Here is a 21878-nt window from a genome sequence, read left to right as displayed (position 1 = left end):
GTCAGCCCCGGCCACCGCGCGAGATTTCTTCGCCGGCTCCGCGCGGCATGCGCAACGTGACCGGAATCGACGCGAACGAGCATAGCCCAACCACCAGAAACGCCGGCCAGAAATCCGACCATGTGATGCCAGGATGCCCATGCAGCACGCGTGAGATCTGCAGCACGATGCCGCCGATCGTGACGCCGAGGCCGAGCGACATCTGCTGCACGACGCTGCCGAGACTCGTGGCGCGGCCCACATCGCGGCTCGCGATTTCCGCGTAAGTGAGCGAGTTCAGACTCGTGAATTGCAGCGCCGGGAAGAAGCCACCGAGCAGCACGATTACCCAGATGATCCAGGTCGGCGTGCCGGGGAAAAACAGTCCGCACGCAGCGATCGAGAGTCCCGACAACGCGGCGTTCACCACCAGCACCGAACGGAAACCGAAACGATGCAGCACGCTCGAGGCGACCGTGCGCATGAACATGCCGCCGAACGCGGACGCGCAGGTGATCAGGCCGGATTCGAACGCGCTCATGCCGTGGCCTTCCTGCAGCATCAGCGGCAACAGGAACGGCAGCGCGCCGAGGCCGATCCGGAACAACGAACCGCCCAGCACGCTCGCCTGGAACGTGGGCACCTTGAAAAAACGCAGGTCCAGCAGCGGCAGCGGGACGCGCTGCGCGTAGGCGACATAGGCCGCGAGCAGAACCGCGCCGCACGCGCACATGCCGAACGCGTCGCCGTTGGAAATCAGTTCGCCGCCGACCAGCGACAGCCCGAGCAGAAGCAGCACCGCACCCGCCGCCGACAGAAAAAAACCGATCCAGTCGAGCGGGCCCGGGTCCGGCTCGCGCGTGTTGGCGATGTGCTTGTTGGTCAGATAGATGCCGAGGATGCCGATCGGCACGTTGATGAAGAAAATCAGGCGCCAGTGCAGATAGGTGGTGATGAAGCCGCCGAGCAGCGGTCCCGCGGCCGGGCCGAGCATCGCGGGAACGCTCAGATAGTTCATCGCGCGGATGAAGTCGGCCTTGTGCACCACGCGAAAGATAATGATCCGCCCGACCGGCACCATCATCGCGCCGCCCACGCCTTGCACGAAGCGCGCGAGCGTGAAGGTGGCGAGAGAATTCGACGCGGCGCACAGCAGCGAGCCCGTCACGAAGATACCGATCGCCGTGCGGAAGATCGTGCGTGCGCCGAACCGGTCGGCGAGCCAGCCGCACACGGGGATGAACACGCCCAGTCCCAGCACATAGCTCGTCACCGCGATTTTCAGCGTGACCGGATCGCGCCCGAAGTCGCGCGCCATGGCGGGAAGCGCGGTCACGATCACGTTCGCATCGACACTTTCCATGAACATCGCGCACGCGACGATAAGGGGCGCAATCAGGGCTTTCTGGACGGCGGTCATGAAGGCGGGCTGCGGCGAACGGTCGCGGGCAAAGGGGTCATTATTGCACCTGTACGGTGCGGTTTGTTAATAGCGCGGCGGCCGGTGCCACCCTTTTTAAGTCGGCCGACTGCGCATGTGACCGTCATGCAACAGTCGGTCGTTTTATTGATATTTGTTGCAGTGCGGTAGGAGACGGTTATAATCGGGTTATTGCCTAGGTATAAACCCTATACAGGAGTCCGCCATGAACACCGCTTCCAACGCTTCCGCCGTCCGCGCTACCGTCGCCGCCAACAGCACTTTCTTCGGCAAGCTGCGCGCCTTGGCCCTGCATGCCCTGAACCTGCATCTGCAAAACTGCGCCGTGATCGCCGAGGCGCATCGCCGTCCGCAGTAAGACAAAGGCCGCGCGCCGCATGCACTGACTGACAGAGCAGGGCGCTGACATGCGCCCCGTCTGTCACGCGCACGTCGGCACGGCTTAGCATTATTTCTGCGTCATTCCTGCCCGCGAGGCCGCGATGTCACCGCGGCCTCGCGGGCATGCGCAGCGAGCGCTGTGCGAACGATTCCCCATTATTCGAAAATCGTTGCAGCGACGGCACGCGCGTATTTCGCGCCGTGTGCGGGGCTCTCGTTACGCTGTTCGTGTTTGATCTCGTACGGCATCCGGGCCGTACATCGTCGCCTGAGTTAGTCGCGGGCGCGGCGCGACACCTTCGCTACGGTCTTGCGTTCCATGGTCGCTCGCGTGGCGAGCGCGCTCATCAACAGCGCGATGGACACCAACCCGACCAGATACACGCCCGCCATCATCCAATCCTGTTCCGCCATCTTCTTTCTCCTTCAAGTACCGAATTTCACCCGGCAAATGCGCCGCGTTTCACTGAGCTATTGCTCTCGATTACGGCACGCGAAGAGAAAATCTTGATGCTGCGCTTCCACGGTTCGAGCGATACAGCGTGCGCGCACACTCGGCGCAATGTCGAATCTTCATTCGCAGCGCGTAAATAGCGTTTAAACTTCAGCCCCCTGTCAGCTACCGGGCGCGTCCCGTCACAGCCAATCGGCAATATCGACCGTTTTATTCAGGCATATCGCCGCGGCGCGCCGCGCGGCGCTTTCAACTCCAATGGCCGGCTAAGGTTAAACCCCGCAATCCGGCTGACGCTGTCAACCTTTTTACCTCAATGCCGTTATCCATTTGTAATCGCCAATAACCGGCGATGCCGCGGCAGACGATCCGTCGTCGCAACAGCTCCACGCAAGGCCCAGCATTGACCATGTTCCATCGATATAACTATAAATTCGACCGGCTAGGCGCGATGTTCGACCGTGCATCGAAAACGCTTGGCAACCGGGGACTTCTCTCGCCCCTGCTCGCACTCGTGATTGGCGCGTTGCTGCTGGTCGTCTTGCAACATCTCTCGCAAGCAGTCGACTATCGCTCGGTGATGCATGAGTTGCGTCGACTGACGGCCGGCGAATGGAGCGCCGCGCTCGGCGCCACCGCGCTCAGCTATGTGGCGCTGGTCGGCCGCGATGCCGTCGGTTTGCGCTATCTGGGCGCGGTCGTGCCGCGTGTGGCGCTGTGGATCGGCGCAACGGCGGGCTCGGCGCTCGGCAACGCCACCGGTTTCGGCGCGCTGACGGGCGGTGCGGTGCGCGCGCGCGTCTACGGCGTGGCGAGCGTCACGCCCGCGCAGATCGGCCGCATGACGGTGTTCACGAGCGTGTCGCTCGCGCTCGCACTGGTGCTGATGACGGCGCTCGGCATGGTCGGCGTGGCCGGCACGCTCGCACCGATGCTGCATCTCGAACCCGTCACGCTGCGTTGGATCGGCATGGCGCTGCTCGCCGTGCTCGCATCGGCCGCCGCCGCATGCCGCCGCGACACGCGCCCGGTGCGCACGCGCTGGCAGTGGCTCTCGTTCGATATCCCCGCGCGCCGCGACCTGCTCGCGCAAGTGGCGCTCGCAGTGCTCGACGTGGTGGCCGCCGGCCTCGCCTTGTGGGCGCTGCTGCCGCATGCGGACGTGAGCTTCGTGACCTTCATCACGGTCTACGCCGCGGCCATGCTGCTCGGCATGATCGGCCACACGCCCGGCGGCGTCGGCGTGTTCGAAGCGGCGATGGTGTTCACGCTGAACGGCAGCGTGCAAACGCATCAGATGGTTGCCGCCTTGCTCGCGTATCGCGCAATTTACTTCGGTGTCCCGTTGATCGTTTCCGCCGCGCTGCTCGCCGGTTTCGAAGGGCGCGCGCTGAAAAGCCGTTTGCCGCTGCAATATGCCGCTGCGGCGTCCAGGCTCGCGCCGCTGTTTCTGAGTCTCGTCACGTTTGTGGTCGGCGGCATGCTGGTCATTTCCAGCGCGACGCCCGCGTTCTGGCAACGCATTCACATACTGCGCGACGTGCTGCCGCTGTGGGTGCTCGAAAGTTCGCAGATGCTTTGCAGCGTGCTCGGTGTGCTGCTGCTGTTCGTCGCGCGTGGTTTGATGCGCCGGCTGGACGCCGCATGGTGGATGACGCTGTTGCTCGCGGTGCTGAGTCTCGCGTTGTCGCTGACCAAAGGTCTTGCGTTCGTGGAAGCCGGAGTGCTCGGCATGCTGGTCGTGTTGCTGCTGTCCACGCGCCGGCGTTTCAACCGTCATTCGTCGCTGTTCGCCGAGCGCTTTACGGCGGGCTGGCTGGTGTCGGTTGCGATGGTGCTGATGCTGGCCACGTGGGTCATGCTGTTTGCTTTCCGCGACGTACCGTACACCCGCGACCTGTGGTGGCAATTCGCTTTCGACGAACGCGCGCCGCGTGCGCTGCGCGCGACGCTGGCCGCAAGCGTGTTCGCCGCGACATTCTCGTTCTGGCAGTTGCTGCGTCCCGCGCCGGGGCGCTTCGTCAAGCCGGCGCCGGCAGATCTGCACGACGCGGCGCGCATCGTGCGCGCGCAGGAACGCAGCGACGCCGGTCTCGCGCTGATGGGCGACAAGAGCTTCCTGTTCTCCGAGTCGCGCGAGGCTTTCCTGATGTACGCGAAATACGGCCGCACGTGGGCCGCTTTGCACGATCCGGTGGGTCCGCGCGAAGAGTGGGCCGGCCTGATCAGCAAGTTCGTCGCGCTCGCTCACGCGCACGGCGGGCGCGCGGCGTTCTATCAGGTGCGCGCCAATGCCTTGCCGCTTTACCTCGACGCCGGTCTCACGCTGATGAAGCTCGGCGAGGAAGCGCACGTCGTGCTCGACGATTTCGACCTGAAGGGCTCGCATCGCGCGCACCTTCGCTATGCGTTGAAGCGTGGCGAGCGCGATGGCTTCACCGTCGAAGTGATCGATCAGGCGAACGTGCCCGCATCGCTCGAGACGCTGCGCGAGATTTCCGACGGCTGGCTCGACAGTCGCGACGCGCGCGAAAAGAGCTTTTCAGTGGCGGCCTTTACGGACGAATATCTCGCCGCGCAATCGGTGATGCTGGTGCGCCAGAATGGCGAGCCGGCCGCGTTCGTCACCTTCATGACGACCGACCTGAACACTGAAGCGACTGTCGGCGTGATGCGTCATGTGGAAAGCGCGTCGCCGTATGCCATGGAATATCTGTTCACGCAATTGGCGCTGCATCTGAAACAGGCGGGTTTTCGCTCGCTCAGTCTCGGCATCGCGCCGCTCTCCGGTATGCAACCCACGCCGCTCGCGTCGCGCTGGCATCGGTTCGCCGGCATCGTATGGCGCTTCGGCGGCCGTTTCTATAACTTCCGCGGACTGCGTGCTTTCAAGAGCAAGTTCCAGCCGCATTGGGAGCCGCGCTATCTCGCGGCGTCGGGTTCGGTCGGCGTGTTCTTCACGCTCGCGGACCTGTCATTGCTGGCAGGAGGCCGGCGTTCATGACATTGCATTCGTTGTTCAAGCTGGCTCTCGCAACGAGCCTCGTGACCGGTGGCGCACTCGCGCACGCGGCAACCATCACGACCACCACGACCACCACGGTGCCCGGCGGCCGTTATGGCGACGTGACGGTCACTCAGCCAACTGGTCCGTTGCGCGGCTTCGTGGTGCTGTACTCGCAGGCGAGCGGCTGGAGCGCGGCGGACCAGCAGAGCGCCGACGCGCTCGCCAAGGCCGGTGCGTTGACTGTCGGTGTCGACACGGCTCGCTACGCCGCCAATCTGGTCGCGAAGAAAGAGGCCTGCCATCAACTGGTGGGCGATGCGGAAGCGTTGAGCCATCAGCTCGAACGTCAATCGCGATCGAGCCATTATTTCGCGCCAATCGTCGCGGGCACGGGCCAGGGCGCGACGCTCGCCATGCACGTGCTCGAACAGGCGCCATCGAACACGATTGCCGGCGCGGTCGCGGTGGACGCCGAACACACGCTCGATGCACGCTTTCAGCCATGCCCGCCGGACCCGACGATTATCCGCGACAAGGTGCCGGGTTTCGTCGAAAAGGCGGCCACGGGTAACCCCGATCGCGCGCGCCTCGTCGCGTTGCTCACGCCGCATTTGCAGGCCGTGTCGACGAGCGACGACGACGTCTCCGATCTGCCGCTCATCGAACTGCCCGCGGCGCATCCTAACGGCCTGATGGCCATCGTGATTTCCGGCGACGGCGGCTGGCGCGATCTCGACAAGACGATCGCGCAGGCGTTGCAGAAAGACGGCGTCTCCGTGATCGGTTGGGACAGCCTTCGCTATTTCTGGAGCGAGAAGCCACCGGCGCAAACCAGCCGCGACCTCGCGCGCGTGATGCAAACCTACGGCGCGCGCTGGAACGCGCAGCATATCGCGCTCGTCGGCTATTCGTTCGGCGCGGATGTAATGCCGTTCGCCTATAACCGTCTGCCGGAAGCGTTGCGCGCGAAGGTAGCGCTGATCGCGCTGCTCGGCTTCGCGCCCGATGCGGATTTTCAGATTCGCGTGGGCGGCTGGCTCGGCATGCCGGCCAGCGACAAGGCGTTGAAGGTCCAGCCGGAATTGACGCGCGTGCCGCCCGCCATCGTGCAGTGCTTTTACGGCGAGAACGAGAAGGACACCTTGTGTCCGACGCTGACCAAAAGCGGCATCGAAGTGATCCGCACTTCGGGCGATCACCACTTTGGCGGCGATTACAACTCGCTTGAAAAGCGCATTCTCGGCGCCTTCAGGAAGCAAAGCGGCGTGCATTGATCGTCGCATCGCGCATGGCAATCAGCAGGATTGACAAAGCGCCTCAAGTCAACGAAGATGCAACGCATGAACTGCCTCGACATCCGTATTGCGCTGATTATTAGCATCATTCATCGAATGGTGGGTTAGCGCGCGTCTGATAGCAGTGACACATAACCCGCCCCACGAGGCGGGTTTTTTTATGTCCGCTTGCAGCCTGCCTCCTGGTGAACTCTCCGATGATTCGTCCTTGCCGCACAGGAGCTTGCCTTGTCGTTACACCAATTCAAACAGGTGGCCGTTACCGCCGATAGCGTCGCGCTTCGTCACGACTACCTGAAAAAAACCCTGACCGCGCGTGTCTACGACGTGGCCCGCGAGACCGAACTTGAACGCGCGCCGAATCTGTCGGCGCGTCTGCGCAATCCGGTCTATCTGAAGCGCGAGGACAACCAGCCGGTGTTCTCGTTCAAGGTGCGCGGCGCGTACAACAAGATGGCGCATATTCCTTCTGAAGCGCTGGAGCGCGGGGTGATTACGGCGTCGGCGGGCAATCATGCACAGGGCGTGGCGTTGTCGGCGGCGCGCATGGGCGTGAAGGCGATCATCGTGGTGCCGGTCACCACGCCGCAAGTGAAGGTCGATGCAGTGCGCGCGCACGGCGGCCCGACCGTCGAAGTGGTGCAGTTCGGCGAGTCGTATAGCGACGCGTATGAGCACGCAGTCAAGCTGCAGGAAGAACGCGGCCTGACCTTCGTGCATCCGTTCGACGATCCATATGTGATCGCCGGGCAAGGCACCGTCGCGATGGAGATTCTCAGCCAGCACCAGGGGCCGATTCACGCGATCTTCGTGCCGATCGGCGGCGGCGGACTCGCGGCGGGCGTCGCCGCGTACGTCAAATCGGTGCGCCCCGAGATCAAGGTGATCGGTGTGCAGACCGATGATTCGTGCGCGATGGCCGCGTCTCTGAAGGCCGGTGAGCGTGTCACGCTGAACGAAGTCGGTCTGTTCTCGGACGGCACGGCGGTGAAACTGGTCGGCGAAGAAACCTTCCGCCTGTGCAGCGAATATCTCGACGACGTGCTGCTCGTGAATACCGACGCGCTATGCGCCGCGATCAAGGACGTCTTCCAGGACACCCGCAGCGTGCTGGAACCCGCCGGCTCGTTGGCCGTGGCCGGCGCGAAGCAGTATGCGGAGCGCGAAGGCATCGAGAACCAGACGCTGATCGCGATCACGTCGGGGGCGAACATGAACTTCGACCGCATGCGCTTCGTGGCCGAACGCGCCGAAGTCGGCGAGGCGCGCGAAGCAGTGTTCGCCGTGACAATTCCCGAAGAGCGCGGCAGTTTCCGCCGCTTCTGCGAACTGGTCGGCACACGCAGCGTCACCGAATTCAACTACCGGATTGCGGATGCGAACTCCGCCCATATCTTTGTGGGCGTGCAGATCAGGAATCGCAGCGAGTCGGCGCAGATCGCGGGCGCGTTTGAGGCGCACGGCTTCGCCACCGTCGATCTGACGTTCGATGAACTGTCCAAGCAGCACATCCGCTACATGGTCGGCGGCCGATCGCCTCTCGCACATGACGAACGTCTGTTCCGTTTCGAGTTCCCCGAGCGGCCGGGCGCGCTGATGAAATTCCTTTCGTCGATGGCGCCGAACTGGAATATCAGCCTGTTTCACTACCGCAACCAGGGCGCGGACTACAGTTCGATTCTGGTCGGCATCCAGGTGCCCGAAAGCGAGAACGCGGTGTTCAACCAGTTCCTCGCCACGCTCGGCTATCCGAACTGGGAAGAGACGCGCAATCCGGTCTACCGACTGTTTCTGGCGTCGTAATTTAGCTCGGGGTTTACCTTGATCTGGCGAAACGCTGCGCGAAAGGTGAGCCGTCGAGCGAATGGGCCACAAGCCTCGTCTGGACGGCGTTAAGGCTCAATTCCGCCTACCGGCGGCATGCGGCTGATCAAAGCTTCTATCTCTAAATTAAATACAGTCTATCCGCCATATCGCGTTGCGCGATACCGTGCGTGATCGTCAAACTGGATGCAAATCTAATGTCGCATTCAGGAGACGACTCATGCGTACCCAAGTTGGCATCATCGGTGCCGGGCCTGCGGGCCTGCTGCTTTCCCATCTTCTCCATCTGCGCGGCATCGACTCCGTCGTGCTCGAGTCGCGCAGTCGCGATCAGATCGAATCCACCATCCGCGCCGGCGTGCTCGAACAAGGCACGATGGATCTGCTGACCGAAGCCGGCGTCGGCGCACGGATGAAAGCGGAAGGCGCACTGCATCACGGCTTCGAACTCGCTTTCGAAGGCAAGCGGCGCCGCATCGATCTGACCGGACTCACGGGGCATTCGATTACGGTCTACGCACAGCACGAAGTGATCAAGGATCTCGTCGCGGCGCGTGTGTCCGACGACGGCAAGCTGCGCTTCGGCGTCTCGGAGACGTCGATTCACGGCATCGATACCGATAAGCCGTCGATTCATTATCATCAGGATGGCGAAGCTTACGAATTGCAGTGCGACTTCGTGATCGGCTGCGACGGTTCGCAAGGCGTGTCGCGCGCAGCGATTCCGCAGGCGTTGCGCAAGGATTTCGAACGTGTGTATCCGTTCGGTTGGTTCGGTATCCTGTGCGAAGGGCCGCCGTCGTCGCACGAATTGATCTACGCGCGTCACGAGCGCGGTTTCGCGCTGATCAGCACGCGCTCGCCGAACGTGCAGCGCATGTATTTCCAGTGCGATCCGAAGGATTCCGTCGAGAACTGGTCCGACGACCGCATCTGGGCGGAACTCCATGCACGAGTCGACTCGCACGACGGCCAGAAGATTGTCGACGGCAAGATCTTTCAGAAGAACATTGTCGGCATGCGCAGTTTCGTATCGAACACGATGCAACATGGCCGGCTGTTTCTCGCGGGCGACGCGGCGCATATCGTGCCGCCCACCGGCGCGAAGGGAATGAATCTGGCGGTGGCCGACGTGCGCGTGCTGACCGAGGCGCTGAATGCGTTTTACGTGGAGAATCGCACGGATCTGCTCGACGGTTACAGCGCGACTGCGCTCAAACGCATCTGGCGCGCCGAGCATTTCTCGTACTGGATGACCAGCATGATGCACCGTATCGAAGGGGCGTCGCCTTTCGAACAGCAGCTTCAGGTGGCCGAGCTCGAATACGTGACGACGTCGCGCGCGGCGGCCACGGCAATGGCTGAAAACTACGTCGGCATCGCGGGCGCGCAGGCGTGAGCGGGCAGGGCGCGCATTGAGTCATGTGCGGGGTGGCGTGCCCGTCATTTGCGCGGGCTGAACGTCGCAGCGGCCTCTCGCTGAAAGACCAGCCGGCCGACGGACACGCTAATCTGGCGATACGTCACGCTTGGGGGAATTGACCTGGCCGGACTGGACGCAGGTGAAGATCTTCGAAAACTATTCATAGGGACGCACCTCGCGCTGTCATTTTGCCAGGGTAAGCTGTGCCTTCGGTGCGTTCTCATAATAGGGGCAGAGGTCGATGCGGCGTGTGATATTCAACCAGAAGGGCGGTGTGGGCAAATCGACCATCGTATGCAACCTAGCGGCTATCAACGCCAGCGAGAACTTGCGCACGCTGGTCATCGATCTGGACCCGCAAGGCAACTCGAGCCAGTATCTTCTTGGCAAGCAGGCCACCGATCTCAAACCCAACGTCGCGGACTTCTTCGAAACGGCCTTGAGTTTCAGTTTCAGGCCGACGCCTGTCTCGACGTTCATTCACCCCACGCCCTTTGAGAACCTCGATGTGATGCCCTCGCATCCTGATCTCGATACGCTGCACGGCAAGCTCGAGTCGCGCTACAAGATCTACAAGCTGCGTGACGCGCTGAACGAACTGGACGAGTACGACGCGATCTACATCGACACGCCGCCGGCGCTGAATTTCTATACGCGCTCCGCACTGATCGCGGTGGAACGCTGCCTGATTCCGTTCGATTGCGACGACTTCTCCCGTCGCGCGCTGTACACGCTGCTCGACAACGTCAAGGAGATTCAGCAGGATCACAACGCCGGGCTGGAAGTCGAGGGAATCGTGATCAACCAGTTTCAGCCGCGCGCGACTCTGCCGCTTCAACTGGTCGAGGAACTGATCAGCGAAGGCTTGCCTGTGCTGGAGTCGCGGCTATCGACGTCCGTGAAGATTCGCGAGTCGCACCAGTACGCGAAGCCGATGATTCACTTCGATCCCCGTCACAAGCTCGCTCAGGAATTCGTGGCGTTGCATCGGGAATTGATTGGCTAGACGAAACGCCGCCGGACTCGTGAAGGTGATAATCCGCCATGTTCTCTAGCTAACGAGGTATGGCAATGCAGGTCTACGGCAGACGCAATTCGATCAACGTGCAGAAAGTGCTGTGGTGTCTCGCCGAACTGGGTTTCGAAGAAGGCCGGGAGTTTTCGCGGATCGACGCGGGACTGGAATACGGTGTGATCGACACGCCGCAATATCGTGCGCTCAATCCGAATGGCCTGGTGCCGACGCTCGTCGACGGAGAGAGCGTGTTGTGGGAGTCGAATACGATTGTCCGCTATCTGGCCGCGAAATATGACGCGCAGACGCTCTTGCCGTCCGAACCGGCTGCCCGTGCCGACGTCGAGCGCTGGATGGACTGGCAGCTCGGCACGCTGTGGGCGACGTTGCGCGTCACGTTCCTGGGACTGACGCGCGTGCCGGAGGCGCAACGCGACTACGACGCCATCAAGCGTTCGTATCGTGAAGCAACGCGGCTTCTGGGCATCGTCGACGCGATCCTCGAAAAACACGACTATCTCGCGCAGGATCGCTTTACCGTGGCCGATATCGGCGTCGGCCTCGCGGCGCATCGCTGGGTGCAACTGACTGAACGGTTTCCGGATACGCTGGGGGCGCAGCAGCCGTTGCCTTCGCTGGATCGATGGCTTCGGGCGATCAAGGCGAGGCCGGCGTTTTCCGCAGCGGTCGCTTCTTAAGCGGCTATCTGGGCGGCTAATGGTGACGCGTGGTTCGCCGCCGGTCACCGGCATCAACTCCCTTCAAGACGGGCGCAGGTGCAGGCTTATGTGGCCGCATGCAATCCATCTCCGCCTTGATCGCCAAATAATCTGATCATTGCCGCCGGAATCCGAACCCGGCCGCCTCCCTGATTCATCTCCTTCCATTCCCCGCTCACTCCGGGTCAACCCGCATTGCCAGGCCATGCTCTTGCGCCTATCTTTCTACATCATACGTATGACTTAGAGAGTATATTGTGGCAACCTTGCACAGGCAGGTCCTGAACCAGATGGGCGAGCAGATCTGTTCAGGCAAGTTCATGCCCGGCGACATTCTTCCCGCCGAGCCCGTGCTTGCCGAGCAGATGCAGGTGAGCCGCATCACCATCCGCGAGACGATGAAGTCGCTGTCCGCCAAGGGCATGCTTCAGGTGCGCCGCCGCTACGGGACGGTCGTGTTGCCGCGTTCGCAATGGCAGTTGTTCGACCCGGACGTGATCACGTGGCGGGCTCGGGCGGGCGCCGTCGAGCCGGGCCTCGTCGAAGATCTGATGGAGTTGCGCCTGATCATCGAGCCGAACGCGGCGCGGCTCGCCGCGAAACGCGCGACCGCGGAAGACCGCGTCGCGGTCCGGCGCGCGTTCAAGTTGATGGAGCGCGCGGTCGCCGGGCATGGCGAATACGTTCCCGCCGACCTGGCGTTTCACGGCGCCATTCTCACGGCCTGCCACAACCAGTTTGTCCAGCAGATGCAGAACGCGCTGTCGGCGATCCTGCGCACCAGCTTCGAACTCAGCTCGGAGATCGAGGGTGGGCCCGCCCGTTCGCTGCCCATGCACGAGGCGCTGTGCGTCGCGATCGAGCAGGGCGACCCCGTGGCGGCGGAGCAAGCCGTGCTGACGCTGATCCAGCGCGCCGAGCAGGACTTCGAGGACCGCGCCGCGCTCGATCGCAGCGCCAACGAGAAGCCCGTTTGACGAGTCGCCTTAGCCACGCAACACGGCCACGCGAGGCGGCCTCGTAGGCGGACCGTTGAGCAGCGGCGCCGCTGCATTCCCAACCCATTTATCGCGACTGTCATGACCGGCACGCGAGGGGCGCACTCGCGCCTTGTTATCGAACATCGAGAGGACACGTGCATGACACAGCTATTCGATTTGAGCGGGCGCACGGCGCTCATCACCGGCTCGGCGCGCGGCATCGGCTTCGCGTTGGCAGAAGGCCTCGCGGACGCCGGCGCCGGCGTGGTCCTGAACGGCACGCGCGCCGATACCGTGGCTGAAGCCGTCGAGCGGCTCCGCGCGAAAGGCTTGAACGCTCAAGGCCGCGCGTTCGACGTGACCGACGAAGCCGCCGTCGCCGAAGCCTTCGCGCAATGGGACAAGGACGGCGTACAGGTCGACATCTTGATCAACAACGCCGGCATCCAGTTTCGCAAACCGCTCGTCGATCTGGAACTGCGCGACTGGCAGCGTGTGATCGACACCAACCTCACGAGCGCATTCATTGTCGCGAAGCAGGCCGCGCGCCGCATGATCGCGCGCGGCACGGGCGGCAAAATCATCAACATGGGTTCGCTGACGAGCGAGGCCGGGCGCGCGACGGTCGGCGCCTATACGGCGGCGAAAGGCGGCATCAAGATGCTGACCCGCGCCATGAGCGCCGAGTGGGGGGGCGCGAACATTCAGGCCAATGCGATCGGTCCGGGCTACATCCTGACCGACATGAACAAGCCGCTGATCGAAAATGCCGCGTTCGATGCGTGGGTCAAGAACAGCAATCCTTCGCAACGCTGGGGCAAGCCCGAAGAACTGGTCGGCACGGCGGTGTACCTGGCGTCGCCGGCGTCAAGCTATGTGAACGGCCAGATCATATACGTGGACGGCGGCTGGCTGGCCGTGCTGTAAAGATAGATTCGCGCGGGCAGAGCACAACAAAAACACCGCCCGCGCCAGATAGTCAGTATGCCGTACCGATCCGGAGACATCATGGAAAGCGTCAAAGCCGTAGCACCCCAAAGATGGTGGTATCTGATGCCCATCATCTTCATCACCTATAGCCTTGCCTATCTCGATCGCGCGAACTACGGCTTCGCCGCCGCGGCGGGCATCGATCGCGATCTCGGTATCACGCACGGCACGTCGTCGCTGATCGGTTCGCTGTTCTTTCTCGGTTACTGCCTGTTTCAGGTGCCCGGCGCGATCTACGCGCAGCGCAATAGCGTGAAGAAGCTGATCTTTTTCAGCCTGATTCTCTGGGGGCTGTGCGCGGCGGCCACCGGCATGGTCAGCAACATTCCGATGCTGATGGTGCTGCGCTTCGTGCTCGGCGTGGTGGAGGCGGCCGTCATGCCGTCGATGCTGATGTACATCAGCCGCTGGTTCACCAGGAGTGAACGCTCGCGTGCGAATACGTTCCTGATTCTCGGCAATCCGGTGACTGTCTTGTGGATGTCGGTGGTGTCGGGCTATCTGGTGCGCAGCTTCGGCTGGCGTGAAATGTTTGTTATCGAAGGTGCGCCGGCGCTCATCTGGGCGGTCGTGTGGTGGTTCACGGTGAAGGATCGCCCGGCCGACGCGCCGTGGATGAGCGCCGCCGAAAAGACCGAACTCGACGCGCGCCTGAGAGCCGAGCAGGCGCATATCGCACCAGTGCGCGACTACAAGGCGGCCTTCCGCTCGTCGATCGTATTGAAGTTTTGCGCGATTCACGCGTTGTGGAGCATCGGCGTGTACGGCTTCATCATGTGGCTGCCGTCGATCCTCAAGGCGGCCTCGACGATCGACATCGTCTCGGTCGGCTGGCTCGCCGCGGTCCCGTATCTCGCGGCGATCATCCTGATGCTGCTCGCGTCGTGGCTCTCGGACAAGACGCGCAACCGCAAGCTGTTCGTCTGGCCGCTGCTGCTGGTGGGCACGATCGCGTTCGTGGCGTCTTACCTGATCGGCGGCTCGCATTTCTGGATCTCGTTCGCGCTGCTGGTCGTGGCGGGCGCCACGATGTATGCACCCTACGGGCCGTTCTTCGCGCTGGTGCCGGAGTTGATCCCGGGCAACGTGCTGGGCGGCGCGATCGGTCTGATCAACGCGTGCGGCGCGCTCGGTGCGTTCGCCGGTTCGTGGGTGGTGGGGTATCTGAACGGCGCGACCGGCAGCCCGGCGGCTTCTTATATTTTCATGGCGGGCGGCCTGCTGTCGTCTGTGATCCTGATGATGACCGTGCCGGCGAATTCCCAAGAACATGCGAAGCGCGAAGCATCGCTGCCGCTGCAGCGCACGCAACACTAGTCGATCGAACTGATTGGCTGAAACCTGGCAGATAGAGCATGGCAACCCTGATTACCGATGTAAAAGTCATCCTGACCGCGCCGGAAGGCATCAACCTCATCATCGTCAAGGTGGAGACGAACCAGCCCGGTCTGTATGGCCTCGGATGCGCGACTTTCGCTTACCGGCATGTGGCGGTGCAGTGTCTGATCGAGGAATATCTGCGGCCGCTGCTGATCGGGCGCGATGCGGACGCGATCGAGGAACTCTGGCAACTGATGCATCAGAACGCGTACTGGCGCAACGGACCGATCGAGAACAATGCGATCTCCGGTGTCGACATGGCGCTGTGGGACATCAAGGGCAAACTGGCGAACATGCCGCTCTACCAGCTGTTCGGCGGCAAGTGCCGCGAAGGGGTGCCGATCTATCGCCACGCGGACGGCCGCGATCTGAACGAATTGTGCGAGAACATTCAGAAGTATCGCGAGCAGGGCATCACGCACATTCGCTGCCAGAGCGGCGGCTATGGCGGAGGCGGTTTCGGCAAGGCGCCGGCGAGCGCGCCGCAAGGCGCGGCGGACGGCGTCTATCTCGACAGCCGTAAATACATGCGCGACACGCTCAAATTGTTTGACGGCATTCGCGGCAAGATCGGTTTCGACGTCGCGCTGTGTCACGACGTGCATGAACGTTTGAAGCCGGTCGAAGCGATCCGCTTTGCGTGCGAACTGGAGCGGTACGAACTGTTCTTTCTCGAAGACGCGATCGCGCTGGAGGAGGGGGAATGGATGCGTCAGTTGCGCGCCAAAACGACCACGCCGCTGGCGCAGGGCGAGCTATTCAACAACCCGTACGAATGGCGCTTCCTGATTACCGAGCGTCTGATCGACTTTATCCGCGTGCATCTCAGCCAGATCGGCGGGATTACCGCGGGACGCAAGCTGCAGATATTTGCCGAGCAATTCGGCGTTCGAACGGCATGGCACGGCCCCGGTGACATGTCGCCGTTGGCGCATGCGGCGAATATTCATATCGATCTGGCCGCGCGCAATTTCGGCGTCCAGGAATGGTCGGGCATCGAGCCGCCGAATTTCGTGATCCAGGATCTGAAGGGTCCGCGAGCAGCGCTGCTCGATGTGTTCCCCGGCCTGCCCGAGTTCAGGCAGGGTCACGTCTACGCCAACGACAAGCCGGGTCTCGGTGTCGATATCGACGAAGCGGAGGCCGCGAAATATCCCTGCGAAAATAGCGTAACGACGTGGACCCAAGCGCGCCTGAAAGACGGCACGCTGCAAACGCCGTGAAATCCCCACTCTGACGTAATGGTGTGCGTGGACACTGGTTTGGCAACAGGATCCGTGCATGGACGCTCCAACGTCGCGCCGCAAAACGCAACTATGCGGGCGATGCAGAACAGTCTCTCCGCTGCTGCACGACAAACGGCGAATTCCGAGCAAATGAATTTGAAAACCACTCGCTGAACAGCCGTTTTTCATTGTAGTGGCAGCAGCAACAGTGAATTCAGGATTGGCGGATTTATCCCGCCGCGCTGGCCGCCTACACTCGATCTACCGCTGCAACGACAGCCCTTGCCGCAGCGCGTAGAAAGACAATCTCTGGAGGTGGTTTCATGAAGTCGCTCATTCAAGCCGTTGCGATCGCCGTTGTTCTTGCCGCGCCGGTAGCTTCGTTCGCTCAGTCGTCCAATGAACCTGTATCGCAAGGCGCGCAGACGCAAGCCTCGGGTCATCAAGACCCGGCTCAGGCCGGCAACAGCGGATATGGTTCAGCCAGCGCAGGCACGTGGCAGGCAGGTCAAGGCAGCGATACGACGGTTAGCTCCTACTCGCCGCCGATTCACAACGCGCGTTAAGCATTTCACGAAGCGCGCGGCGAGCCCATCACCGCGCGCGAAACTGAATCTCTTCTTTTATGGCGCGCGCAACAGAGTCATCTCGTTGTGCAGCAGCGCCAGCAAATCATCATCGCTAGGCCGCGTGCCCCAATGCCGCGCGCCCGCCACTGACGCAATTGCGATCCACGAGTGAGGTGGAAACCATTCGCGCAAGAGTGTGCCGTTCTGACGCAAACACAATTGGCCGGTCTGTTCGCTGTATTCGGCGCAGATCAGCGTGTCGTCGATGCGCGCGGTGACTCGTCGTGGATCGCTGCGTAGCAAGTCGTCGCTCCTGCAGAACGTGTGGCGCGAATGCGTGCGCGGCACGGCCGCGTCATCGACGCGGCCGCGGCTTTTGCATCAATGATCGCCGTGGCCATGGCCGTGATCGTCGCCGCGGCCGTGATCGTGGTCGTCGCCATGACCATGCCAGCCGTTGTCGTGACCGCGCCAGTCGCCGTGCGGACCGCGCGCTTCATACCAATCGCGTCCGCCGTGATGACGCTCTTCCCATTCGCGCCGTTCCCAGTAGCGGTGACCGTCGTAATACCGTTCGCCGTACCAGCCCGGACTCACCACGACCACCGGCGGAGCCGGAGCGTAGACCGGCGGTGGCGGGGCATACACGGGTTCGGGCGCATAAACGACGCCGGGAACGCCGATATTCACGCCCACATCGACGTGGGCCAGCGCGACCGATGAAGCGCCGATTCCGAGACCCGCGACGATCGCCATGGACAGCCAGCGGTTTTGTGATTGCTTCATATTTTAGTTCCGGCCTCTACGATGATGAGTGGAAAGTCTTGCGCGTGTCGTGCTCAATAACGATCGTGATAGTGGTTGTGGTAGCCGCCTTCCGGAACCACGATGCAACCGCCCAATGCACTGCCGAGTGTGACGGCCAGAATGACCAGCGCGAAAATTCTTTTCATGACATTGCTCCCGTTTCCTTGTGACCCGAACTCTACTGAGCCGCGGCATTACCGGTGTGTTTGTGTGTAACAGGACGTGTCGATTGCGATATATGCGGGCAACCCGTGCGTCGCGTGAATAGCGTGCGTCGAGACGCAGTGAGCAGAGGGGGCTCGGCGCGCAGTTTGACGTGCAAGCCATTGAACGCATTGTGGAAAGGTCGGCGTGGCCGGGCGTCTCGCGTTTGCGGCGTGTCGAACCGCGCGTGTATCGACGGCCATTGGGTATGCCGCGGCGCATGTCGTAGCGGCTATGCCGTGCGGATACATTCGGTTGCAGACTCACTCTGCAGACCCGTGTTCCCGGCGGATTTATCGGACCGGCAGTGCGCGCCTGTGCGTTGGCGCGATACGCGAGCCTCGATAGCAAACATGAGCGACAGCATCGTGACGATACCGGCGCCATCGCGTCTACGCGCGATCCTCATTCCGTCGAGTGTGATAAGGACATGAAAAACAAGTGTTTTACGTGCGTCGCCGGGACTGGTTAGATCGCCGGATCGGCTGACCGTTAGCCACTTCAGTTCGATCGCATTCTTGCGGTCAGCGCTGAGCTTTCTCGTCCTCAATCGTCCTCAATCCGTCCTCACACCAGGAGTGGCATAGCATGTCGAATCTGAGTCTCGCGACGTCCAACGCGCTGGACATTCATCCCGTCACTGGCCGAATCGGCGCGGAAATTCGCGGCGTGCGGCTGTCGAGCCAACTCGAGGCGGCCACCGTCGAAGCGATTCGCGCGGCGCTGGTACGTCACAAGGTGATATTTTTCCGCGGCCAGACGCATTTGCAGGACGCCGATCAGGAAGCCTTCGCCAGGCTGCTCGGCGAGCCGGTTTCGCATCCCACGGTGCCGGTGGTGGACGGCACGGACTATCTGCTCGAACTCGACTCGCATCGCGGCGGCCGCGCCAATTCATGGCACACGGACGTGACGTTCGTCGATGCTTATCCGCAGGCGTCGATCCTGCGCGGCGTGACGATTCCGGAGGTGGGTGGCGACACGGTGTGGGCCAACACGGCCACGGCTTACGACGATCTGCCGCCGCCGCTCAAAGCGCTCGCCGATCAGCTCTGGGCCGTGCACAGCAACGATTACGACTACGCGAATCACACCAGCGTCGGCGAGCGTGGCCGCGACGCCGAGGCGATCAGGCGTCACCGCGAGGCGTTCGTCTCGACGCGTTACGAGACCGAGCATCCGGTCGTGCGCGTGCATCCGGAATCCGGCGAAAAGACGCTGATTCTAGGGCACTTCGTGAAGAGTTTCGTGGGTCTCGCGCCGAGCGCGTCGGCGCATCTGCTGGAACTGCTGCAAGGTTACGTGACGCGTCTCGAGAACATCGTGCGCTGGCGCTGGCAGGCCGGCGACGTCGCGATCTGGGACAACCGCGCGACCCAGCACTACGCGGTCAACGACTACGGCGACGCGCACCGCGTGGTGCGCCGAGTGACGCTGAAGGGCGACGTGCCGGTGAGTGTGGACGGCCGCCGCAGTTTCACGCGCAGCGTGCAGCCCAACCCGCCGGCGAAGGCGGCCTGACGGCCCGTCGATCTAACGTTCAGCCCGGCTCGGCGGCGATCTGTTGCGGCGCCGTCGCTTGCCGATAGCCGAGCCGCGCCGAGATCGCGAGGCCCGCCTTCCTGAGCAGCGCGACATAGTGCGACTTCGTGTCGGCGCCGCAGCGCATGGTCGGAAACGAAATCGACAGGCCGGCGATCACGCGGCCGAAGCGGTCGAACACCGGCACCGCGAGGCACCGCAGACCTTCTTCCTGTTCCTCGTTGTCCTCGCCGTAACCTTGCTCGCGCACGTGCGGCAGAATGTTCAGCACGGCCTCGGCGGAGGAGAGCGTCTTCTGCGTCGACTTGCGGAATTCGACGTGCGAGAGCACTTCGCGCGCGTCGGCCGGGTCCATCCATGCGAGCAGCACCTTGCCGATCGCCGTGCTGTGCAACGGATTGCGCCGGCCGATGCGCGACTGCATGCGCAGCCCGTAGTCGGCGTCGATCTTGTGAATGTAGATGATGGCGTCTTCGTCGAACGCGCCGAGGTGCACCGCCTCGCGCGTCGCTTCACCGATGCGGCGCATTTCCACGTCCGCCTCGCGCACCAGATCGACACTTTCCAACGCCTTCGCCCCGAGTTCGAACAGGCGGATGGTCAGCCGGTAGCGCTCCGTTTCCACTTCCTGCGTGACGTAGCCGAGCGCTTTTAGCGTCTGGATCACGCGATGCACGGTGGTCTTCGACATGCCGAGCCGCTGCGACAGTTCGCTGATGCCGATCTGTCCGCTGTCGCCGATCGCGCCGAGAATCGCGAAGACGCGGCCGATGGACGAGGCCGATTCGCCCTTGTCGCCGCAGTCGGCGTTCTCCGCGTCCTGCGCTTGTGGGGCGCCGTCGTCCTTGCGCTGTTTGCCTGCTGATGCCATTTCCGTCTTCCCTGTCTATCCGTTCCAGTGCCGTTCCCGCGAGTCGCTGGTATTTCCCGGCGCGTGCGGCCGCGAGGCTTCGGGAGCATACCGCGTCCTGCGCCCGCGGCCGGGTCAGCGAGCGAGCCAGCCGCCGTCCACTGCCAGTGTATGCCCATGCACGTAGTTCGAAGCCGCCGACGCGAGGAATACCACCGGCCCCGCGAGATCGTCGGGCGTGCCCCAGCGGGCGGCCGGGATGCGGCTCAGAATCTCGTCGTTGCGCTGTGAGTCGTCGCGCAGCGCGGCCGTGTTCGCGGTCGCCATGTAGCCCGGCGCGATCGCATTGACGTTGATGCCTTGCGCCGCCCATTCGTTCGCGAGCAGCCGCGTGAGACCGAGCACGCCGCTTTTCGACGCCGTGTATGACGCAACGCGGATGCCGCCCTGAAACGACAGCATCGACGCGACGTTGATGATCTTGCCGCCGCTTTGCTGCTTCACGAATTGCCGCGCGGCAGCTTGCGAGAGAAAGAACAGGCTCTTCAGATTGACGTCCACCACGGCGTCCCAGTCGGCTTCGGTGAAATCGAGCGCGTCCTCGCGGCGGATGATGCCCGCGTTGTTCACCAGCACGTCGATGCGGCCGAACGCTTCCACAGCGGCGCGCACGATGTCCTCGACCGGCGCGATCGAGCCGAGATCGGCGCGCACGTCCGCAAAGCGTCGTCCGCAGGCTTGCACACGCGCGGCGGTGTCGCCGGCGTCGGCGCGGCTCACGCCGACGATGTCGCAACCGGCCGCTGCAAGCGCGACCGCCATGCCGGCGCCGAGCCCCGTATGGCTGCCGGTGACGATGGCGACGCGGCCGGTGAGATCAAAGGGATTCACGATGTTCGAGCCCATGTCGCGCGGTCGTGGTTGCTGTTGTGAAAAGGGCGGTCCATCAACGCAAATCCCGCACCGCGATGTGATCCATATCGCTGAACACCTGGTTTTCGCCGACCATGCCCCAGATGAACGTGTACGCCCGCGTGCCGACGCCGGAGTGAATCGACCAGCTCGGCGAGATCACCGCCTGTTCGTTGTGCACGAGAATATGCCGCGTCTCGTTCGGCTCGCCCATCATGTGAAAAACGGCGGCGTCGTCGGCGACGTTGAAGTAGAAATACACCTCCATGCGGCGTTCGTGTGTATGGCACGGCATGGTGTTCCACAGGCTGCCCGGTTCGAGTTTCGTCATGCCCATGGAAAGCTGGCAGGTGGGCAGCACTTCGGGAACGATGAACTTGTAGATGGTGCGGTGGTTGCTCGTGGCGGGGTCGCCGAGCGTTTGCGGCGAGGCTTGCGCAAGCGAGATGGTCCGGATCGGATACGACGTGTGAGCGGGCGCGCAGTTCAGATAAAACTTCGCGGGGCGCGCGGCGTCGTCGCTACCGAAGGCGATGGACTGCGTGCCTTGGCCGATGTAGATCGCCTCTTCATTGCACACCGCGTGGCGCGTGCCGTCCACGTCGACCCAGCCGTCGCCGCCGATATTGATCGCGCCGAGTTCGCGTCGCTCCAGCAGATAGCTCACGCCGATCGCCTGGCCGACGGAGCCGGGCACCTCGACCGCGCGCGCCACCGGCATCGCGCCGCCCACGATGATCCGGTCGATATGGCTATAGGTCAGCTTCAGCGCATCGCGCTCGAACACCTGATCGACCAGAAACGCCTTGCGCAGCCCGTCGGTGTCCAGCGTCTTCGCGTATTCGCTGTTGATGGCCTGTCTCACTTCCATTGTTCCGTC

The 21878-nt window shown here is 62.8% G+C and carries 20 protein-coding genes; 13 read left to right on the top strand and 7 right to left on the bottom strand.

Annotated elements, in window-relative coordinates; genetic code table 11:
- Position 1 precedes the first annotated feature (1 nt).
- Positions 2-1399, bottom strand: a complete 1398-nt coding sequence (locus B0G80_RS04400; RefSeq protein WP_106284312.1) for an MFS transporter — start codon at positions 1397-1399, stop codon at positions 2-4.
- A 226-nt stretch (positions 1400-1625) separates the two neighbouring features.
- On the opposite strand from B0G80_RS04400, the gene B0G80_RS45680 reads away from it, so the two are divergent.
- A complete protein-coding gene (locus B0G80_RS45680; protein ID WP_181919905.1) occupies positions 1626-1778 on the top strand; it encodes a hypothetical protein in 153 nt (50 codons plus the stop codon).
- A gap of 296 nt (positions 1779-2074) precedes the next feature.
- Here the strand turns inward: B0G80_RS45680 and B0G80_RS45675 are convergent, their stop codons facing one another.
- Positions 2075-2215 (bottom strand): hypothetical protein, encoded by a 141-nt coding sequence (locus B0G80_RS45675; protein ID WP_181919904.1) that lies wholly within the window; start codon positions 2213-2215, stop codon positions 2075-2077.
- Positions 2216-2706: 491 nt separating this feature from the next.
- Here B0G80_RS45675 and mprF point away from each other — a divergent pair, with 491 nt between their 5' ends.
- The 11 genes from mprF to B0G80_RS04345 all read left to right on the top strand — a co-directional run bounded on the left by mprF (position 2707) and on the right by B0G80_RS04345 (position 16680).
- Complete coding sequence (gene mprF / locus B0G80_RS04395) at positions 2707-5259, top strand: bifunctional lysylphosphatidylglycerol flippase/synthetase MprF (protein ID WP_258878945.1); 2553 nt, start codon at positions 2707-2709, stop codon at positions 5257-5259.
- On the top strand, positions 5256-6536 hold the full coding sequence (locus B0G80_RS04390) for a virulence factor family protein (protein ID WP_116117131.1): 1281 nt from the start codon (positions 5256-5258) through the stop codon (positions 6534-6536). The genes mprF and B0G80_RS04390 overlap by 4 nt, the downstream gene beginning before the upstream one ends.
- 249 nt (positions 6537-6785) lie before the next feature.
- Positions 6786-8360: a threonine ammonia-lyase, biosynthetic gene (gene ilvA, locus B0G80_RS04385; RefSeq protein WP_181919903.1), complete on the top strand. Its 1575-nt coding sequence runs from the start codon at positions 6786-6788 to the stop codon at positions 8358-8360.
- Positions 8361-8601: 241 nt separating this feature from the next.
- Entirely contained in the window at positions 8602-9780 is a 1179-nt protein-coding gene (locus B0G80_RS04380; RefSeq protein WP_116117130.1) for a 4-hydroxybenzoate 3-monooxygenase, read from the top strand.
- A gap of 265 nt (positions 9781-10045) precedes the next feature.
- A complete protein-coding gene (locus B0G80_RS04375) occupies positions 10046-10810 on the top strand; it encodes a ParA family protein (RefSeq protein ID WP_106284316.1) in 765 nt (254 codons plus the stop codon).
- A gap of 65 nt (positions 10811-10875) precedes the next feature.
- Complete coding sequence (locus B0G80_RS04370) at positions 10876-11517, top strand: glutathione S-transferase family protein (RefSeq protein ID WP_116117129.1); 642 nt, start codon at positions 10876-10878, stop codon at positions 11515-11517.
- Positions 11518-11795: 278 nt separating this feature from the next.
- A complete protein-coding gene (locus B0G80_RS04365; RefSeq protein WP_106284318.1) occupies positions 11796-12515 on the top strand; it encodes a FadR/GntR family transcriptional regulator in 720 nt (239 codons plus the stop codon).
- A gap of 162 nt (positions 12516-12677) precedes the next feature.
- On the top strand, positions 12678-13445 hold the full coding sequence (locus tag B0G80_RS04360) for an SDR family oxidoreductase (protein WP_116117128.1): 768 nt from the start codon (positions 12678-12680) through the stop codon (positions 13443-13445).
- Between the two features lie 81 nt (positions 13446-13526).
- The gene (locus B0G80_RS04355) at positions 13527-14825 is read left to right on the top strand and encodes an MFS transporter (RefSeq protein WP_116117127.1); all 1299 of its coding nucleotides are present in this window, start codon (positions 13527-13529) and stop codon (positions 14823-14825) included.
- Between the two features lie 38 nt (positions 14826-14863).
- Positions 14864-16111, top strand: a complete 1248-nt coding sequence (locus B0G80_RS04350) for an enolase C-terminal domain-like protein (RefSeq protein WP_116117126.1) — start codon at positions 14864-14866, stop codon at positions 16109-16111.
- A gap of 326 nt (positions 16112-16437) precedes the next feature.
- Positions 16438-16680 carry a hypothetical protein gene (locus tag B0G80_RS04345; protein ID WP_116117125.1) on the top strand — a complete coding sequence of 81 codons (243 nt, stop codon included), beginning with the start codon at positions 16438-16440 and terminating at the stop codon, positions 16678-16680.
- A 57-nt stretch (positions 16681-16737) separates the two neighbouring features.
- Here B0G80_RS04345 and B0G80_RS04340 read toward each other — a convergent pair whose 3' ends face one another.
- Positions 16738-16986, bottom strand: coding sequence for a hypothetical protein (locus B0G80_RS04340; protein WP_106284393.1), 249 nt, complete (start codon positions 16984-16986; stop codon positions 16738-16740).
- A gap of 78 nt (positions 16987-17064) precedes the next feature.
- Entirely contained in the window at positions 17065-17469 is a 405-nt protein-coding gene (locus B0G80_RS04335; protein ID WP_116117124.1) for a hypothetical protein, read from the bottom strand.
- Between the two features lie 813 nt (positions 17470-18282).
- On the opposite strand from B0G80_RS04335, the gene B0G80_RS04325 reads away from it, so the two are divergent.
- Entirely contained in the window at positions 18283-19215 is a 933-nt protein-coding gene (locus B0G80_RS04325) for a TauD/TfdA family dioxygenase (RefSeq protein ID WP_116117122.1), read from the top strand.
- Between the two features lie 19 nt (positions 19216-19234).
- On the opposite strand, the gene kdgR is transcribed toward B0G80_RS04325, so the two are convergent.
- The 3 genes from kdgR to kduI form a co-directional block, all read right to left on the bottom strand.
- Positions 19235-20107: a DNA-binding transcriptional regulator KdgR gene (gene kdgR / locus B0G80_RS04320; protein WP_106284325.1), complete on the bottom strand. Its 873-nt coding sequence runs from the start codon at positions 20105-20107 to the stop codon at positions 19235-19237.
- A 114-nt stretch (positions 20108-20221) separates the two neighbouring features.
- Positions 20222-20992 carry a 2-dehydro-3-deoxy-D-gluconate 5-dehydrogenase KduD gene (gene kduD, locus B0G80_RS04315; RefSeq protein WP_116117121.1) on the bottom strand — a complete coding sequence of 257 codons (771 nt, stop codon included), beginning with the start codon at positions 20990-20992 and terminating at the stop codon, positions 20222-20224.
- A 40-nt stretch (positions 20993-21032) separates the two neighbouring features.
- On the bottom strand, positions 21033-21869 hold the full coding sequence (kduI, locus tag B0G80_RS04310) for a 5-dehydro-4-deoxy-D-glucuronate isomerase (RefSeq protein ID WP_116117120.1): 837 nt from the start codon (positions 21867-21869) through the stop codon (positions 21033-21035).
- Between the last annotated feature and the right edge of the window lie 9 nt (positions 21870-21878).

The organism is Paraburkholderia sp. BL6669N2 (assembly GCF_003387275.1).
Classification (GTDB): Bacteria; Pseudomonadota; Gammaproteobacteria; order Burkholderiales; family Burkholderiaceae; genus Paraburkholderia.
Note: the sequence above shows the minus strand (reverse complement) of the source record. Positions and strands in the feature narration are given on the sequence as shown.

Coding starts and splice junctions, on each gene's coding strand:
- B0G80_RS04400 (WP_106284312.1), bottom strand. CDS start 1,399: ATGACCGCCGTCCAGAAAGCCCTGATTGCGCCCCTTATCGTCGCGTGC.
- B0G80_RS45680 (WP_181919905.1), top strand. CDS start 1,626: ATGAACACCGCTTCCAACGCTTCCGCCGTCCGCGCTACCGTCGCCGCC.
- B0G80_RS45675 (WP_181919904.1), bottom strand. CDS start 2,215: ATGGCGGAACAGGATTGGATGATGGCGGGCGTGTATCTGGTCGGGTTG.
- mprF (WP_258878945.1), top strand. CDS start 2,707: ATGTTCGACCGTGCATCGAAAACGCTTGGCAACCGGGGACTTCTCTCG.
- B0G80_RS04390 (WP_116117131.1), top strand. CDS start 5,256: ATGACATTGCATTCGTTGTTCAAGCTGGCTCTCGCAACGAGCCTCGTG.
- B0G80_RS04380 (WP_116117130.1), top strand. CDS start 8,602: ATGCGTACCCAAGTTGGCATCATCGGTGCCGGGCCTGCGGGCCTGCTG.
- B0G80_RS04375 (WP_106284316.1), top strand. CDS start 10,046: ATGCGGCGTGTGATATTCAACCAGAAGGGCGGTGTGGGCAAATCGACC.
- B0G80_RS04370 (WP_116117129.1), top strand. CDS start 10,876: ATGCAGGTCTACGGCAGACGCAATTCGATCAACGTGCAGAAAGTGCTG.
- B0G80_RS04360 (WP_116117128.1), top strand. CDS start 12,678: ATGACACAGCTATTCGATTTGAGCGGGCGCACGGCGCTCATCACCGGC.
- B0G80_RS04355 (WP_116117127.1), top strand. CDS start 13,527: ATGGAAAGCGTCAAAGCCGTAGCACCCCAAAGATGGTGGTATCTGATG.
- B0G80_RS04350 (WP_116117126.1), top strand. CDS start 14,864: ATGGCAACCCTGATTACCGATGTAAAAGTCATCCTGACCGCGCCGGAA.
- B0G80_RS04345 (WP_116117125.1), top strand. CDS start 16,438: ATGAAGTCGCTCATTCAAGCCGTTGCGATCGCCGTTGTTCTTGCCGCG.
- B0G80_RS04335 (WP_116117124.1), bottom strand. CDS start 17,469: ATGAAGCAATCACAAAACCGCTGGCTGTCCATGGCGATCGTCGCGGGT.
- B0G80_RS04325 (WP_116117122.1), top strand. CDS start 18,283: ATGTCGAATCTGAGTCTCGCGACGTCCAACGCGCTGGACATTCATCCC.
- kdgR (WP_106284325.1), bottom strand. CDS start 20,107: ATGGCATCAGCAGGCAAACAGCGCAAGGACGACGGCGCCCCACAAGCG.
- kduD (WP_116117121.1), bottom strand. CDS start 20,992: ATGGGCTCGAACATCGTGAATCCCTTTGATCTCACCGGCCGCGTCGCC.
- kduI (WP_116117120.1), bottom strand. CDS start 21,869: ATGGAAGTGAGACAGGCCATCAACAGCGAATACGCGAAGACGCTGGAC.